The sequence below is a fragment of the Acinetobacter sp. DMC2 genome, from assembly GCF_056314305.1.
In genome coordinates, this window is the sequence record NZ_JBQUYP010000001.1 from 644245 (window position 1) to 659334 (window position 15090).

Consider the following 15090-nt stretch of genomic DNA (forward strand, 5'->3'; position numbering starts at 1 on the left):
CTCTATTACCAACGCACTTCGAACTTTTTACGTAACCAAATTGCAAGACTGTTTAAACCAATCATTAGTGCAAGTAGTACGATAATCGCAGCGGCAGTACGGCCTTCGAAGAAGTTACGCAACTCATTACCTTGCCATAAGTAAACCTGAACAGGTAATGCAGTTGATTGATCAAATGGTGTTGTTGGAATACTTGCAACGAATGCACTCATTCCAATTAAAAGTAAAGGTGCCGTTTCACCAAGCGCATGAGCAACACCAATAATTGAGCCGGTCATAATGCCTGGTAAAGCTAATGGTAAAACATGGTGGAAAATAGTCTGGAACTTAGAAGCTCCCAAACCAAGCGCAGCTTGTCGAATAGAAGGTGGTACTGCTTTTAATGAGGCACGTGTCGTAATAATGACTGTAGGTAATGTCATCAAACTCAAAACTAAACCACCGACTAATGGAGCAGATAAAGGCAAATGCATCCAGCCAATAAAAATTGCCGCACCGAGTAAACCAAACACAATTGAAGGAACAGCAGCAAGGTTATTGATGTTAACTTCAATAATGTCTGTGACAATATTCTTTGGAGCAAATTCTTCAAGATAGATTGCGCTAGCAACACCAATTGGAATCGCAATAATGATCACAATCAGCATCATGAATAATGAACCCATAAATGCGCCAGCAAGACCACTAATTGCAGGTGAACTACGAGAGTCTGGATTCTTAAACAAGTTCAAATTGAATGTATTTTCAAGAACACCTTTTGCTTTTAGTTCATCTGCAAGTTTACGTACTTCTGGTTCAAGTTGCTGCTGATCATCTGGCAATGATCGGTCAATATTACCTTTTAACCAGACATCCACATTGGCATCACCCAAGAAATTAATATTTTCTTTTTTACCAATAAGTGATGGGTCTGCAAAAACCATGTCACGTAAACGATAAGCCTCTGAACTTGCATAAAGACTACTTAAGTAATCACGCTCACTAGCAAGTGCCGGGTCTTTGGCAATCATTCCATTTACAATGATGCCGTCCCAATCCACCATACCCATTTTAGTTTGCCAATCGACATAACGCTCTTGGTAATGAGCAGGTGTTTCACCTTGAGTACGTACAGGTACTGGACCTGCATCAATGACTTTCGGATCAAAGTAAATTGGAACATTCATGCTCGTTTGCCAAAAAGCAGGTAAACCTTTTGCCAAAATACTGCTAAACAACAGCGCAACAAATGCAAGACCAATGACGACTGCCGATAATCCAGCATAACGAAAAGCTTTTTCTTTACGATGACGTTTAGCCAAAGATTTTTGGATGACCTGTTTACGTCGTTCACGTGATTCAGCAGCAGCTTTTGGATCAAATACGTTCTGATCCATAGGAGACGATGTATTTGATGTACTCATTCGTATTGCTCACGGTATTTACGCACAATGTACAGTGCAACAATGTTTAAACATAAGGTAATCACAAAGAGTGTTAGACCTAACGCGAATGCAACCAAAGCTTGTGGGCTGGCAAAGTCAGTATCACCAGTTAACTGTTTTACGATCGTAACGGTCACTGTCGAAACAGCTTCAAATGGATTTGCATGTAAAAGTGGGCTATTCCCTGCTGCCAAAACCACAATCATGGTTTCCCCTACGGCACGAGAGACAGCTAATAAAAAGGCACCAGTAATACCCGGTAAAGCAGCAGGTAAAACGACTTGACGAATTGTTTCAGACTTCGTTGCTCCCAGTCCTAAAGAACCGTCACGCATTGCACGAGGTACTTGGGTAATAATGTCGTCTGATAAAGAAGAAACAAACGGAATAATCATAATCCCCATCACGAAACCAGCAGTTAAAGCACTGGTCGCGTTAATTTCAAGACCAACGTAAGCACCAGCTGTCTTGAAAAATGGTCCAATAATCATCATAGCAAAAACACCATAAACAATTGTTGGAATACCCGCTAAAACTTCAATTGTTGGTTTTGCCCACGAGCGCAACCAAGGAGAGGCATATTCAGCTAAATAAATGGCAATCATTAATCCAATGGGTACGGCTACTAATAAAGCAATGCCGCTGACCATGAGTGTGCCCCAGAGTAATGGCAATAAACCATAACTACCTTCAGCATTACCCGAAGTACTAAAGCCTGGATTCCACTCTGTCCCGAAGAAGAAATCAAGCGGGCTTACAAAACGGAAGAAGTGCATTGCTTCACCAAACATCGACATCACAATACCGATGGTTGTTAAAATCGCAACTCCAGAACATAAAATCAAAGCAACATTAATCGCACGTTCAACTTGATTACGCGCACGATATTGTTGATTAATCTTTTTCTTTGCCCACACTAAACCTAATAAAGCTGCACAAACGACAACAGCAAATTTGGCAAAAGAGCCAATGGTTTGAAATTTTGCAAACTGTTCTGCAGCAGCTAATTCATAAGCTGCTGGCTTATCACTTACTCCAAAACCTGAAGCAATCGCTTGAACACGGTCAATCAAGACACTTCTGCCAGCTTCATCAAGTGATGCACTTACAGATGCAGGAATATTATTAAAGATAATGTGATTTAAAATACTTGGTTCAACCAAGCTCCAAATGATCAAAATTAAAAAAGCAGGGATACCGCACCAAAGACCAACCAGTGCACCATAATAACCAGGACGAGAATGTAATGTCGCCGAGTTGCTTCCCTTACCTGCTAGGCTACGGCTCTTTCTCAGCCCAAGTTGATATGCGATTGCCACAAGGGCTAACAACACACCGATAAGTAGCAGATTCATGTACTCTCCACTGTTTTCTCAATTGTCATAATTTGGAAAAACAAGTTAGACAAAAAGGCTGATGAACTCTCAAGATCACCAGCCTTCATTCAAACTAACTTATTTAACAGTTTTACCTGCTTTAAAGTCAGCCAAAACTTTTGCACGTTCAGCATCAGACATTGCGATTAAGCCATCACGTTCAGCTTTAGAACCTTTACCTGTTGCTTTTTTGCTTACGAAATATTCTACATATTGCGGTAAGCCTTTAACTGATTTTAAATGTTCGCCTTTCACGTAGAAGAACAATGGACGAGACACAGGATATGTACCGTTCAATACAGTTTTCTCAGATGGAACAACGTTATTTACTGTTGCTACACGTAACTTGTCACGGTTCATATCATAGAAACTTAAACCAAACACGCCTACTGCACTTGGAGAAGTCTTTAAGCGAGCCAGAGTTTCTGTATAGTCACCAGCAATTTCAATTACACGGCCATCTTTACGGAAAGTAGAACATGCTTTCTTCTGAGCATCTTTATCTAAGTTCTTGAAGTATTCATACGATTCACAACCAGCATCAACCATTTTCTCTTGGAAAACTTCACGAGTACCGTGGTTAGACGCAGGAATTACAAGTGTAATTGGTTCATTTGGAAGTGATTTGTCAATCTGGTTCCAGTTTGTATATGGGTTTGGAACCAACTTACCTTTTGAAGGTAACTGTGCAGCTAAAGCAGCAAACACATGGTAAGGTTTTAATTTATAAGCCGCTTTGTGTGAGTTAGACGCAAATACGATACCGTCGTAACCAATTTTAATTTCTTGAATTTGTTTTACACCAGCTTTGTTACAAGCTTCAATTTCAGTGCTTTTAATTTTACGAGAAGCGTTAGCAACGTCGATTGTGTTATCGCCTACACCTTGACAGAATTGTTTCAAACCAGCAGAAGAACCGCCAGAACCAACTACAGGAGTTTTAAATTGAGGAAATGTATTACCGAACTCTTCAGCTACAACGCTGGCAAATGGTAGTACAGTTGAAGAACCAGCAATTTGAATCGTATCACGAGCTGCATTTGCAGTCGTTGTTACAGCTGCCCCAGTTACTGCTAACGCAATTGCGATTTGACGTGGATTTAAGCGCATTCTGTTCTCTCTCATTAATGCAATAGGTTGTACGTCACTTTTTGTTGAGTGCTTGTACGCTCTTCGATAGCTGCATTGTGAATAGAAAATATGACAATTAAGTTACAGTATGATGACGCTTTAATGATTTCGATATTGTTAATTGTCACATTATTATTTTTTATCTGTTATCAAATATTTAATTCAACTTGAGCGGATATTTTACTCTGTATATTAGTCTCTATTATGACACTGATTAAAAATATAGATTTTAAGTCTTCATAAAATATAAAAACAAAAGATATTATAATTATTTTAAAAATCGATAATTTAACTGTATTTTTACTTTTACTATTAAAAATAATTTTATTACTAAAATTCTGATCAAAAATTACGGTAGATAATAATTTATTTGTAACATGAAAATAATATGACAAAAGATAAAGGGTTACCTACCGTGTGTAAGGTAACCGCAATATCATTGTAAATTTAGTGGATTAATTCGATTGCACTTCTGGCATTGCGACCATTTTTTTACGATATTTTAAGAAATACATCAGTGCTAAAACAGTAAGCCAAATTGGGCCTAAAATAACGGCCAATCTCATATCTGGCGTCATTGCCATAATAATAAGAATAAAGCATACAAAGCTAATGGTTAAATAATTACTCCATGGACTCATAATGCTTTGAAATTTGGTTTGACGTTTTTGCAATTTCATTGCTTTGGTAAATTTCAAATGTGTGACTGAAATCATAAGCCAGTTAATGACAAGTGCAGCCACAACCAACATCATAAAGAGTTGAAAGGCTTGTCCAGGAATTAGGTAATTTACGACCACACATATTGCTGTGATTGATGCAGAAACAACTGCTGCTGGAACTGGAATACCACGGCTATTTACTTTTTTCAAAATTGCCGGAGCATTACCCTGCTCTGCTAAGCCATGCAGCATACGGCTATTACAATAGATACAACTGTTATAAACCGAAATAGCAGCAATTAAGACCACAAAGTTTAAAACATTCGCAACGCCATTACTGTTTAATGACTGGAAAATCATAACAAATGGGCTACCACCTTCTGCCACCATATTCCAAGGGTAAAGGCACAGCAAGATCCCAATAGCACCGATATAAAAAATTAAAATACGATAAACAATCTGATTTACTGCTTTAGGAATAGTGGTTTCAGGTTTTTTCGTTTCAGCAGCAGCAATACCAATAAGTTCTAGCCCCCCAAATGCAAACATAATAACGGCTAAAGCCATGACAAAACCGTGAATCCCGTGCGGGAAGAAACCACCGTGTTGCCATAAATTTGCAATACCTGCTTGCGGACCAGCAGAACCTGTAAATAAGAGATAAGTACCAAAACCAATCATGCTTAAAATTGCAACAATCTTAATGCAGGAAAATAAGAATTCGGATTCCCCAAAAAAGCGGACATTCACCAAGTTAATGCCGTTAATTAAAATAAAGAAAAATAAAGCAGTCAGCCATGTCGGAATTTCAGGCCACCAAAACTGAATGAAGGTTCCAATTGCACTGAGTTCAGCCATGCTTACCAGCACATACAACACCCAGTAATTCCAGCCAGACATAAAACCAGCCATTTTGCCCCAATACTTGTTCGCAAAATAACTAAAAGAACCACTTACTGGCTCCTCTACAACCATTTCACCTAAATGACGCATAATTAAGAAAGCGATAATTCCAGCAATCGCATATCCTAATAAAATTGAAGGACCTGCCAGTTTAATCGTTTGAGAAAGACCTAAGAATAATCCTGTTCCGATCGCACCTCCTAGCGCGATGAGTTGAATATGCCGATTGGATAAGCCTTGTTTTAACTCGTGCTTATTGTTTGCATCCATAACATTATCTCCAATGTTGGTGTCACTTCCTGTACACCTTTATTCAGCACCATATCCGAAGGCCAGAAACCGACCTTCGGAAATACGTTTGCTTTAATATGAGTCCATTTAATTTTAAGAAGACTTGTCCTATCTTCTATTTAAAACGAGCTTGCATCCTTACATTTAATAGGCTGGGAACGCTCCTTTAAAATTTCGTAGCCACGATCGCCGTAATCAAAACGCGCGATAACTGAAGCAAATTTTTTCAAACTTACTGGCGCATCCATTGCTGGTAGTTTTAATTCAATAAAAGTTAACTGATCATTTAAATGAACATTATCTAAAACACTCTTCAGTTGCCCAGCGGTTTCAACCACATAAGTGGTATGACCTTTTTTACCGTTAAATACCGCAGGAATTTCGGTGTATTTCCAGTTTTGTACGTCGTTATAGGCTGCGTTTTCACCCATAATTAAGCGCTCAATGGTATAGCCGCCATTGTTCAGCAAGAAAATGATTGGTTTTAAACCGTGACGGATAATTGTAGAAAGCTCTTGTACTGTAAGCTGGAAAGAACCATCGCCAATAAACAAAATTTGACGGCGTTCAGGAGCTGCCAACAAGCTACCAAGTAAAGCTGGCAAGGTATAACCGATTGAACCCCAAAGCGGCTGAGCAATATATTTAGCTGTAGCAGGAAGTTTTAAACCAGACAAAGCTGAGTTTGAAGTTCCTACTTCACCAATAATCACATCGTCTTCTTTTAAGAAACCTGAAATGTAGTTCCAAAGCACATCTTGGCTTAGCTTTTGTTGGGCTGGAGCTTCAATTACTTTCTGTGGCTGTTTTTCAAGAAGAGGCATTGACGATTTACGTGGTGCAACTTTTTTATTTAGCTCAACAAGTAACTGTCCAATTTCAATACCCGGAAAATCCTGACCGAAAATGTTCAGACCATAAGATTTAATTTCGATGTAATTCTTGGTCTCAATTTGATGAGTAAATACAGCTGAACCAACATCTGTAAAACGTGCGCCAATACCAATTAGGCAGTCAGATTGCTCAATAATATTTTTCACATGCGGTTGGCTTGCCCCACCTACATACGTTCCGATATAACGAGGCGAGCCTTCATCCATAATATTTTTTGCAGTATTCATGCCCGCAAATGGAATTGAGCATTTTTGAGATAAATCATTTAAAAGCGAAGTTACACCAAAAACTGAAGCTTCATTATCAATAAGAAGTGCTGGACTTTTTGCATTGTTCAAAATGTCACAAAGTTTGCTTACCACACTTTGCAATAAGTCTGGTTCAACAGATGGATAACTTAAATCAAGTGGGCGGTCAGTAACTTCAATTTTAACGTGAGTAATATCTCCCGCTAACTGGATGTGCACAGGACGGCGTTCAAGGAAACACTGACGTAATACACGATCAATTTCAAAAGCTGCATTTGCAGGAGTTAAACGTGTTTGAGCAACTGTGAACTCTTTCATACAGTTCATAATATTGTCGTAGTTACCATCGACAAGCGTATGGTGAATTAAAGTACCCTTTTGAACTGCATGTAAAGGCGGAATACCAGAGATATGAATAAGAGGTACATTTTCTGCATATGCACCCGCAATGCCATTAATCGCGCTTAAATCACCTACACCATAAGTGGTTGCTAAGGCAGAAAAACCGTTAATTCGTGCATAACCATCTGCTGCATAGGCAGCATTTAATTCATTACAATTTCCGATAAATTCGAGTTCTGGATCTGCTTCAACTTGTTCGAGATATGAGAGGTTAAAATCACCAGGTACACCAAAAAGATGTTGGATACCCATTTGTTTTAAACGAAGATTTAAAAAGTCACCGATTTCTATGAACATTGCTCTATATCCTTTGAGACCAATTTTTATTCCATAGAAAAATAATATTTCATCTACCTTTTAGATTTCGTGCATAATGAAAACGCATTTTAATAAAAATACATGATTTGTGTATCATAAAAGGATTTTATGCAATGGATAAGTTCGACTGGCAAATCATTCAGGCACTACAAAAGAATGGACGGCTCACCAATCAGGAAGTTGGAGATTTAATCGGTTTATCTGCTTCTCAATGTTCTAGAAGAAGACAGCTACTTGAGCAAAAAGGCATAATTTTGGGTTACACCGCCCGCATCCAGCAACAAGCGCTAGGGCTGGAAGTTACAGCGATGATCCACATTAATTTAAGAACACACGAGGCAAAATCTCAGCAAGCATTTCAGGAACTCATTGAAGCGGAAGATAACATTCAAGATGCATTTTCAATTAGTGGCGATGCGGATTTTATTTTAAAAGTCGTTGCTGAAAACTTAGAACAGCTCTCTCAATTTGTGACTGAAAGATTACTTTCTTATAATTTTATAGGTCATATAAAGTCTTACATTGTTCTAAAAAAAATTAAAGAACAGAATCATTTTTTAATCAAACCTAAAAGTCACGGTTACCATCACACGACTTAAGCAGGTTAGTATTTAATAAGATAATTTAAAATAAAAAGGCGGATCTATGATCCGCCTTAAAATCAATATTTAGACTTTACTGATATGAACTGTTTGCCCGATCGTATTTTCAAGTAAACCTTCTAAGCCAAACTCAGCACCTAAGCCTGACATTTTCCAGCCCCCAAAAGGCGCATGAGGCAGGACTTCTGCATGGGTATTAATCCAAACAGTACCGCATTGAAGCTGTGTAGCATAAGTTTGAGCAGCTTTTAGATCAGAAGACCAGATTGAACCACCTAAACCAAACTCGCTGTCATTGGCACGGGCAATTGCATCGTTAATATCTGTATATTTTAAAACAGGTAACACAGGACCAAACTGTTCTTCTTGCACCACACGGCAAGAGTCAGAAACTTCAGTCAAAATAGTGGGTGCAATAAAGTAACCTTGCTCTGGTAACTGCTGTTGACCAGAAAGTGCTTTTGCACCTTGTTCAATGGCTTCAGCAATAAGGGCTTTCACTTTGTTATATTGCATTTGGTTTTGCACTGGACCAAATGTTGTAGAAGACTCCATTCCACCACCCAAAACTTGAGCGTTGGCAATGTCAGCTAACTTTTGAGATAAAGCTTGATATTGGCTTTCATGCACGTATAGGCGCTTTAAGGCGGCACATGTTTGGCCTGCATTTAAGAACGCCATATTAAAAATCTTAGCTGCAATTTCATCTATATTTGCATCTGGTAATACAATACCAGCGTCATTACCACCAAGCTCCAAAGTTAGGTGTTTTAACTGTTGAGCTGCACCAGCCATAATGTGCTGACCTGTTCGAGTTGACCCCGTAAACACAACTTTTTGTACATCTGGATGAGAAGATAATGCTTCACCAATCTCACCAGCACCGACCACAATTGAGATCACGCCTGCTGGAACTTCTTGTTGAATAATTTCACATAAACGCAAAGTTGAGAGTGGCGTGTATTCAGAAGGTTTGCTAATGACTACGTTACCCGCACGTAATGCAGGCATGATATGCCAAACCGCAATCATCAGTGGCCAGTTCCAAGGAGTAATTGAAGCCACTACACCCAATGGTTGGCGATGACGCTCAATACGCTTGGTTTCACTGTCTTCAATCACTTCAACAGGTAAATCCATAGCAGCGGCATAGCGAGTCCAACCAATTGCACCCTGCACTTCCATTTGCGCGAGTGCCAGTGGCTTACCTTGCTCAAGTACAACCAACTCTGCAAGCATTTCAGCGTGTTTTTCAATACCATCTGCAACTTTATTTAAGATTGACTTACGCTCTTCGTGTGAAACTTGTTGCCAAGCTTTAGATGCTTGTTTAGCAGCGCTAACCGCTTGATTTACTTGCTCAACCGATGCTTTTGCACAGCGTGCTGCAGTTAGACCTGTAGCAGGGTTAATAACTTCTAGTTCACCCTGTTCACCTGAACAAGATTGACCGTTAATAATCAGTTTAAATTCATTAAGCACATTAACTTGTTGCATTTCTTCTTCCTTGTCTTAATTGTAATTACAGCCACTTACTTTTTTCAGTTAAAACGGGATGATTTCAAGTAAGTACGATATTGATATATCAATGTGACCAAAAATATTGGGGACATACCAATACAATAAGAAATTTGCATAAGATAGATCATGCATAATTATTTTTGTTTTTGAAAAATATGCATGGTTTGTGCATATTTTTATTTACTCATACACATTTTGAATAAAAGAATCTGTAATAAAAAAGCCCAGCAAGAAGCCGGGCTTTTTTGTTATCAACTCAATTAGTCGATTGGTGGTACATAATTACCAGAAGCAATCGCATCTTTAATGCGGTCAGCTTCAGCCAATACTTGACCTAAAAGGTTTTTAACATTTTCAAATGTCACAACAGGGCTTAATGTGGTCATTTTCAATGACTGCACATTACCCACTTTTGTTACACCGATATTTGCTTCACCACGTGCAAACAACTCGTCCGCTACGTTTTGATTCAAGCTATCGATAAACTCAATTGGGTAGCCTTGTGGCACAACACGGAACAATACCGAAGCAAACTGAGGCTCAACTAAAAGCTCTAAACCGTCAGTTGTCTTGATGTAATCTGCAACTTCACGAGTAAGTTTTACACCATGGTCAATCATTGAACCGTAAAGGTCTTCACCTAGTGATTCAATTGTCATCCACAATTTCAATGCATCAAAACGACGAGTCGTTTGTAATGACTTAGAAACAAGGTTTGGTACACCATGTTCTTCGTCATAAGCAGAGTTCAAGTATTCAGCTTCGTAGTGCATGAAACGGTAGTTTGCTTCGTCTTTTAACAAGAACGCGCCACAGCTAATGCTTTGGAAATAATGCTTATGGAAGTCGAGGGTAATCGAGTCAGACAACTCAATACCATCAAGCATTGCACGATAGTCATTTGAAAGAATTAATGCACCGCCCCATGCCGCATCGATATGCATCCATGAACCATATTTCGTTGTGATTTCACGAATTTTCTTCAATGGATCAATTGCACCAGCATCAGTTGTACCTGCTGTCGCAACAACACAAGCAACCACTTTGCCTTCTGATTGCAAATGCGCCATCGTTTTTTCGAGAGCATCTACATCCATTTGTGCATTTTCATTCACAGGAACAGTCACAACTGACTGGAAGCCCATGCCCATCATTGCCATGTTCTTTTGCACAGAGAAATGCGCATTTTCAGAACAAATAACTTTGACGTTTTTCATTGCTTCAGCTGGAATACCATCACGCTGTACAGACCACGGATTACCGTTTTCGTCTTTCCAGTTTTTCGAAATGCACCAGTCACGAGCAAGTAACACACCCATTAAGTTAGATTGAGTACCGCCAGAAGTGAAAACACCTGCCTGACCAGAACCATAACCAACTTTTTGACGCAACCAATCAATAAGCTGAACTTCCATTAATGAACCGGCTGGGCTTTGATCCCATGAGTCCATAGACTGGTTAGTTGCATTGATTAACACTTCCGCAATTTGGCTCATCACCATGGTTGGGCAGTGTAAATGCGCTAATGAATGTGGATGATGTACTTTTAAGCTTTTATTTAAGAAAAGCTCAATCATACGTTGAAGTGATTCTTGTACACCCATACCTTCTTTTGAAGGTTGGAAAGAAATTGCTGAACGCAATTCTTTAATGCTACCGCCTGTGTACATCTTTTCATTTTGCAACCATGCTGAAACGGCTTTTACCGCTTCGCCCATTGCTGACTCATAGTCAGCAATGGATTGTGCATCATTGCAGAGTAACGCTTTACGATGTTCTGCAAAATCCACCATACTTATGCGCCTCGTACTGCAACCAATGCTTCTGCAATTGCTTTCTTAAAGCGAGCAACTACTTCAACACACTCGTCTTGAGTGATGATAAGCGGGCAAAGTAAACGAATTACTGTACCGTTACGACCACCTTTTTCAAGCAATAATTTATTGTTGAAACAAGCAGTTTGAATTGCAGCAGCTAATTGTGAGTCAGCAGGATGCGAACCGATACGATCAGCTGGTTTACGCTCGTCAACAATCTCAACACCGATCATTAAACCGCGACCACGTACGTTACCGATACATGGGAATTCTTGAGCTAATTTTTTAAATTCAGCTTGTAAGTAATCACCACGTTCTTGCGCATTTTGAGCAAGATTTTGTTCAGTAATCGTTTTTAATACGACAAGGCCTGTACCCATAGCAAGTTGGTTACCACGGAAAGTACCCGTGTGACCAGCAGGCTGCCAAGCATCAAATTTACGTTTAATACCTAATACTGCAAGTGGTAAACCACCACCTACTGCTTTAGACATTACAACAACATCAGGTTCAATACCTGCATGTTCAAATGCAAACATTTTGCCTGAACGTGCAAAGCCAGCTTGAACTTCGTCTAAAATTAAAACGATGTTGTGCTTTTCAGTCACTTCACGGATTTTTTGCAACCATTTTACTGGAGCTGTAACTACGCCGCCTTCACCTTGAATCGCTTCAAGAATAACAGCAGCCGGTTTTGTTACACCGCTTTCAACATCTTCGATAAAGTTTTCAAAGAAGTAAGTTAAAGCGTCAACACCAGCTTCACCACCTAAACCAAGTGGGCAGCGGTATTCATGCGGATATGGCATGAATTGTACGCCTGGCATTAAACCGTTAACTGCATTTTTTGCACTTAAGTTACCAGTCATAGCAAGTGCACCATGAGTCATACCATGGTAACCGCCAGAGAAACTGATTACTGAACTACGGCCAGTGTAAGTCTTAGCAAGTTTAATTGCTGCTTCAGTTGCGTCTGCACCAGCAGGACCACAGAACTGCAAGCAATATTCTTCTTTACCACCAGGTAAATATGCTAACAATGCTTCAGTGAATGCATCTTTTAAAGGTGTGGTTAAGTCTAAAGTATGCAATGGCAAACCACTTGCCAATGTATCTTGAATACTTTGAATCACCGCAGGATGATTATGACCTAAAGCCAATGTACCTGCCCCAGCTAAACAATCAAGGTACTCTGTACCTTCAACATCAGTAACCCAGCACCCTTGTGCTTTCGCTATCGCTAACGGTAATTTACGTGGATAGCTACGAACATTTGATTCCATTTGACTTTGGCGAGTCAAATAATATTCGTTAGTAGCATTAGTGGCAGGGTTAACGGAAGTAACGCTCATATCGGATTACCATCTCTGATAGGGGTAGAAAGAAATAAGTCTGGTGACGATTGGTCCTTTGACTCGGTGCTTTATAGAACTAGTAAAGACACTTATTTTATATCTTGTAACTAGGAGCGCGATGATACCTAATTTTACAAGAAAAAAAACGTCTTTTATGTACTTTACTCATCTAATCTTATTGAAAAAATGTATCATCCCAATAGTTAAGATGAATTATCATCATACTATGTGACAACCTAAAGAAAATATTCTTTTTTTATATTACTTTGATTTTTTAAGTTACATTGACACACTTTATTTTTAAGTTTTTATTTTTAAAAGATTTTATATTTACCAAAATTTAAAAAAACTGATCTAAATATTACAAATACGCCACAAAATCTGCAAAAGTTATGCATAACTTATGTTTAACATTTCTTAATGAAAAAAATTAAATTTATATTAATTTTTAAAGGAAAAAATTATGCGTACTTTAGCTGTCTCAACCCTTCTTTTAGGTTCTCTCCTTAGCCCTTTAGTTTTTGCTCAGGACGATAATGCTTTGAACTATAATATTGTGAATGTACAAGCTGAAGCTTCTCGTCAAGTTTCTAATGATGAAATGCACGCAACTTTATATATTGAAAAAAGTAACAAGCAACCAGCCGAACTTTCAAATCAGATTAATCAATTAATGAATCAGGCACTTGCCGTTTCTCGTAAATATCCGCAAGTCAAAGTGGAAACTGGTGCTCAAAGCACTTACCCAATTTACGATAACGACAGTAATAAGCTAAAAGAATGGCGTGGCCGTGCTGAAATTCGTCTTGAAAGTAAAGACTTTAAAGCAGCAAGCCAGTTAGTCAATGAATTGCAACAAAGCTTCCAAACTCAATCGATTAATTTTACGGTTTCAGATGAGCAACGTAAAAAAGTTGAAAATGACTTGATGGTTGAAGCATCTAAAAACTTTCAACAACGTGCTCAAATGTTGACTCAAGCGTGGAATAAAAGCCAATACACGCTCGTTAACTTAAACTTAAATACCAACAACTATTTCCCTCAGCCTGTAATGAGAGCGAGCATGGCTAAGTTTGCTATGGCCGAAGCTGCACCAGCTCAAGACATGGCAGCTGGTGAGTCTAAAATTACTGTGAATGCAAACGGTTCAATTCAGTTTAAATAAATTACCTTTTCCAGCCCAAGCACCTGATTGCTTGGGCTTTTTATTAACTAAATTTCCTCATCTAAATATTCTGCAAAAGCTTGAGCCAAATAATCAAAAAGCGCTCTGATTTTTGGAATTTGTCTAAAGTCTTCATGTATCACCAGCCATAGATCATATCGATGAACCTCTAAATCTGGAAGTAGCTGTACAAGCTCTGGACATTGATTTGCTATAGGACACTGAATAAAACCTACTCCTAAAGCAGCTTTAACTGCTGAGAACTGTGCAGGATGACTATCGGTGCGTATTTTGAATTGTTCATTTCTTATTTCAGGTAGAAAAATCCTCATCATTTCTCTTTCAAGAAGATTACGCTCGGGTCCTATCAGATCATGCTGACTTAAATCTGCTAGAGAGATGGGAAAACCTTTACGCTGTATATAATCTCGATGTGCATATAGACCCAATGGCACCTCACCAACCTTTTTGGCTACAAGCGCTTCCTGAACAGGAGGATACATCCTGATTGCCAGATCAACCTCTTGCTCTAGTAAGTTGGCAGAAGCATTGTTTAAAGATATTTCGATATTAACTTCTGGGTAAAGTGAACGGAATTTTGTGAGCATTTGAGGCAGAACAAGCGTGCCCAAGAACTCCGATACACTCACTCGTACACTGCCTGCAATTAGATTTAGAGGAGCACTTGCTGTACGCATAAAATGGTCAGAAGCACGTTGCATAGCCCGAACTGGAAGTTCAAGAGCTAGAGCATGTTCTGTCGGTTTCAAGCCATGAACAGAACGACTAAACAAAACAGTTCCCAACTGATTTTCAAGCTGTTCTATACGTGTTCGAACAGTGGGTTGGGTAACGCCTAATTTACGAGCGGCTGCCGAGAAACTCCCCTCTTCTAAAACCACTAAAAAGAATTTCTGATCATCCCAAGAAGTCTGTTTGTTCATCAAAATTCTTTCATCTGCTCAATTAATTTAGTCAATT

General features: G+C 39.0%; 11 protein-coding genes. 2 read left to right on the plus strand and 9 right to left on the minus strand.

Annotation, left to right across the window (positions count from 1 at the left end; all coding sequences use genetic code 11):
• Positions 1-5: 5 nt before the first annotated feature.
• The 5 genes from pstA to ACT53H_RS03140 form a co-directional block, all read right to left on the minus strand.
• A complete protein-coding gene (gene pstA / locus ACT53H_RS03120) occupies positions 6-1403 on the minus strand; it encodes a phosphate ABC transporter permease PstA (RefSeq protein WP_353154985.1) in 1398 nt (465 codons plus the stop codon).
• Complete coding sequence (pstC, locus tag ACT53H_RS03125) at positions 1400-2779, minus strand: phosphate ABC transporter permease subunit PstC (RefSeq protein WP_476008596.1); 1380 nt, start codon at positions 2777-2779, stop codon at positions 1400-1402. Before pstC ends, pstA begins: the two co-directional genes overlap by 4 nt.
• A 99-nt stretch (positions 2780-2878) precedes the next feature.
• The gene (locus ACT53H_RS03130) at positions 2879-3910 is read right to left on the minus strand and encodes a substrate-binding domain-containing protein (RefSeq protein WP_004790863.1); all 1032 of its coding nucleotides are present in this window, start codon (positions 3908-3910) and stop codon (positions 2879-2881) included.
• A gap of 476 nt (positions 3911-4386) precedes the next feature.
• Positions 4387-5766, minus strand: a complete 1380-nt coding sequence (locus tag ACT53H_RS03135; RefSeq protein WP_476008597.1) for an amino acid permease — start codon at positions 5764-5766, stop codon at positions 4387-4389.
• 140 nt (positions 5767-5906) lie between these two features.
• Entirely contained in the window at positions 5907-7628 is a 1722-nt protein-coding gene (locus ACT53H_RS03140; RefSeq protein ID WP_238611819.1) for a thiamine pyrophosphate-binding protein, read from the minus strand.
• A gap of 134 nt (positions 7629-7762) precedes the next feature.
• Between ACT53H_RS03140 and ACT53H_RS03145 the strand changes: the two genes are divergently transcribed.
• Positions 7763-8248 (plus strand): Lrp/AsnC family transcriptional regulator, encoded by a 486-nt coding sequence (locus ACT53H_RS03145; protein WP_017387914.1) that lies wholly within the window; start codon positions 7763-7765, stop codon positions 8246-8248.
• 69 nt (positions 8249-8317) lie between these two features.
• On the opposite strand, the gene ACT53H_RS03150 is transcribed toward ACT53H_RS03145, so the two are convergent.
• From ACT53H_RS03150 to ACT53H_RS03160, 3 genes are all read right to left on the minus strand, one after another.
• Complete coding sequence (locus tag ACT53H_RS03150; protein WP_476008598.1) at positions 8318-9748, minus strand: aldehyde dehydrogenase family protein; 1431 nt, start codon at positions 9746-9748, stop codon at positions 8318-8320.
• 284 nt (positions 9749-10032) lie between these two features.
• Positions 10033-11565 carry a pyridoxal phosphate-dependent decarboxylase family protein gene (locus ACT53H_RS03155; RefSeq protein WP_353154993.1) on the minus strand — a complete coding sequence of 511 codons (1533 nt, stop codon included), beginning with the start codon at positions 11563-11565 and terminating at the stop codon, positions 10033-10035.
• A 2-nt stretch (positions 11566-11567) separates the two neighbouring features.
• On the minus strand, positions 11568-12941 hold the full coding sequence (locus ACT53H_RS03160) for a diaminobutyrate--2-oxoglutarate transaminase (RefSeq protein WP_174759340.1): 1374 nt from the start codon (positions 12939-12941) through the stop codon (positions 11568-11570).
• Between the two features lie 466 nt (positions 12942-13407).
• Here ACT53H_RS03160 and ACT53H_RS03165 point away from each other — a divergent pair, with 466 nt between their 5' ends.
• Entirely contained in the window at positions 13408-14109 is a 702-nt protein-coding gene (locus ACT53H_RS03165) for an SIMPL domain-containing protein (RefSeq protein ID WP_151766895.1), read from the plus strand.
• A 47-nt stretch (positions 14110-14156) separates the two neighbouring features.
• Here the strand turns inward: ACT53H_RS03165 and ACT53H_RS03170 are convergent, their stop codons facing one another.
• Positions 14157-15053, minus strand: coding sequence for a LysR family transcriptional regulator (locus ACT53H_RS03170; protein WP_476008599.1), 897 nt, complete (start codon positions 15051-15053; stop codon positions 14157-14159).
• Between the last annotated feature and the right edge of the window lie 37 nt (positions 15054-15090).

Excerpts from the sequence above, each read along its gene's own strand:
- pstA (WP_353154985.1), bottom strand. The coding sequence starts at position 1,403 with ATGAGTACATCAAATACATCGTCTCCTATGGATCAGAACGTATTTGAT.
- pstC (WP_476008596.1), bottom strand. The coding sequence starts at position 2,779 with ATGAATCTGCTACTTATCGGTGTGTTGTTAGCCCTTGTGGCAATCGCA.
- ACT53H_RS03130 (WP_004790863.1), bottom strand. The coding sequence starts at position 3,910 with ATGCGCTTAAATCCACGTCAAATCGCAATTGCGTTAGCAGTAACTGGG.
- ACT53H_RS03135 (WP_476008597.1), bottom strand. The coding sequence starts at position 5,766 with ATGGATGCAAACAATAAGCACGAGTTAAAACAAGGCTTATCCAATCGG.
- ACT53H_RS03140 (WP_238611819.1), bottom strand. The coding sequence starts at position 7,628 with ATGTTCATAGAAATCGGTGACTTTTTAAATCTTCGTTTAAAACAAATG.
- ACT53H_RS03145 (WP_017387914.1), top strand. The coding sequence starts at position 7,763 with ATGGATAAGTTCGACTGGCAAATCATTCAGGCACTACAAAAGAATGGA.
- ACT53H_RS03150 (WP_476008598.1), bottom strand. The coding sequence starts at position 9,748 with ATGCAACAAGTTAATGTGCTTAATGAATTTAAACTGATTATTAACGGT.
- ACT53H_RS03155 (WP_353154993.1), bottom strand. The coding sequence starts at position 11,565 with ATGGTGGATTTTGCAGAACATCGTAAAGCGTTACTCTGCAATGATGCA.
- ACT53H_RS03160 (WP_174759340.1), bottom strand. The coding sequence starts at position 12,941 with ATGAGCGTTACTTCCGTTAACCCTGCCACTAATGCTACTAACGAATAT.
- ACT53H_RS03165 (WP_151766895.1), top strand. The coding sequence starts at position 13,408 with ATGCGTACTTTAGCTGTCTCAACCCTTCTTTTAGGTTCTCTCCTTAGC.
- ACT53H_RS03170 (WP_476008599.1), bottom strand. The coding sequence starts at position 15,053 with ATGAACAAACAGACTTCTTGGGATGATCAGAAATTCTTTTTAGTGGTT.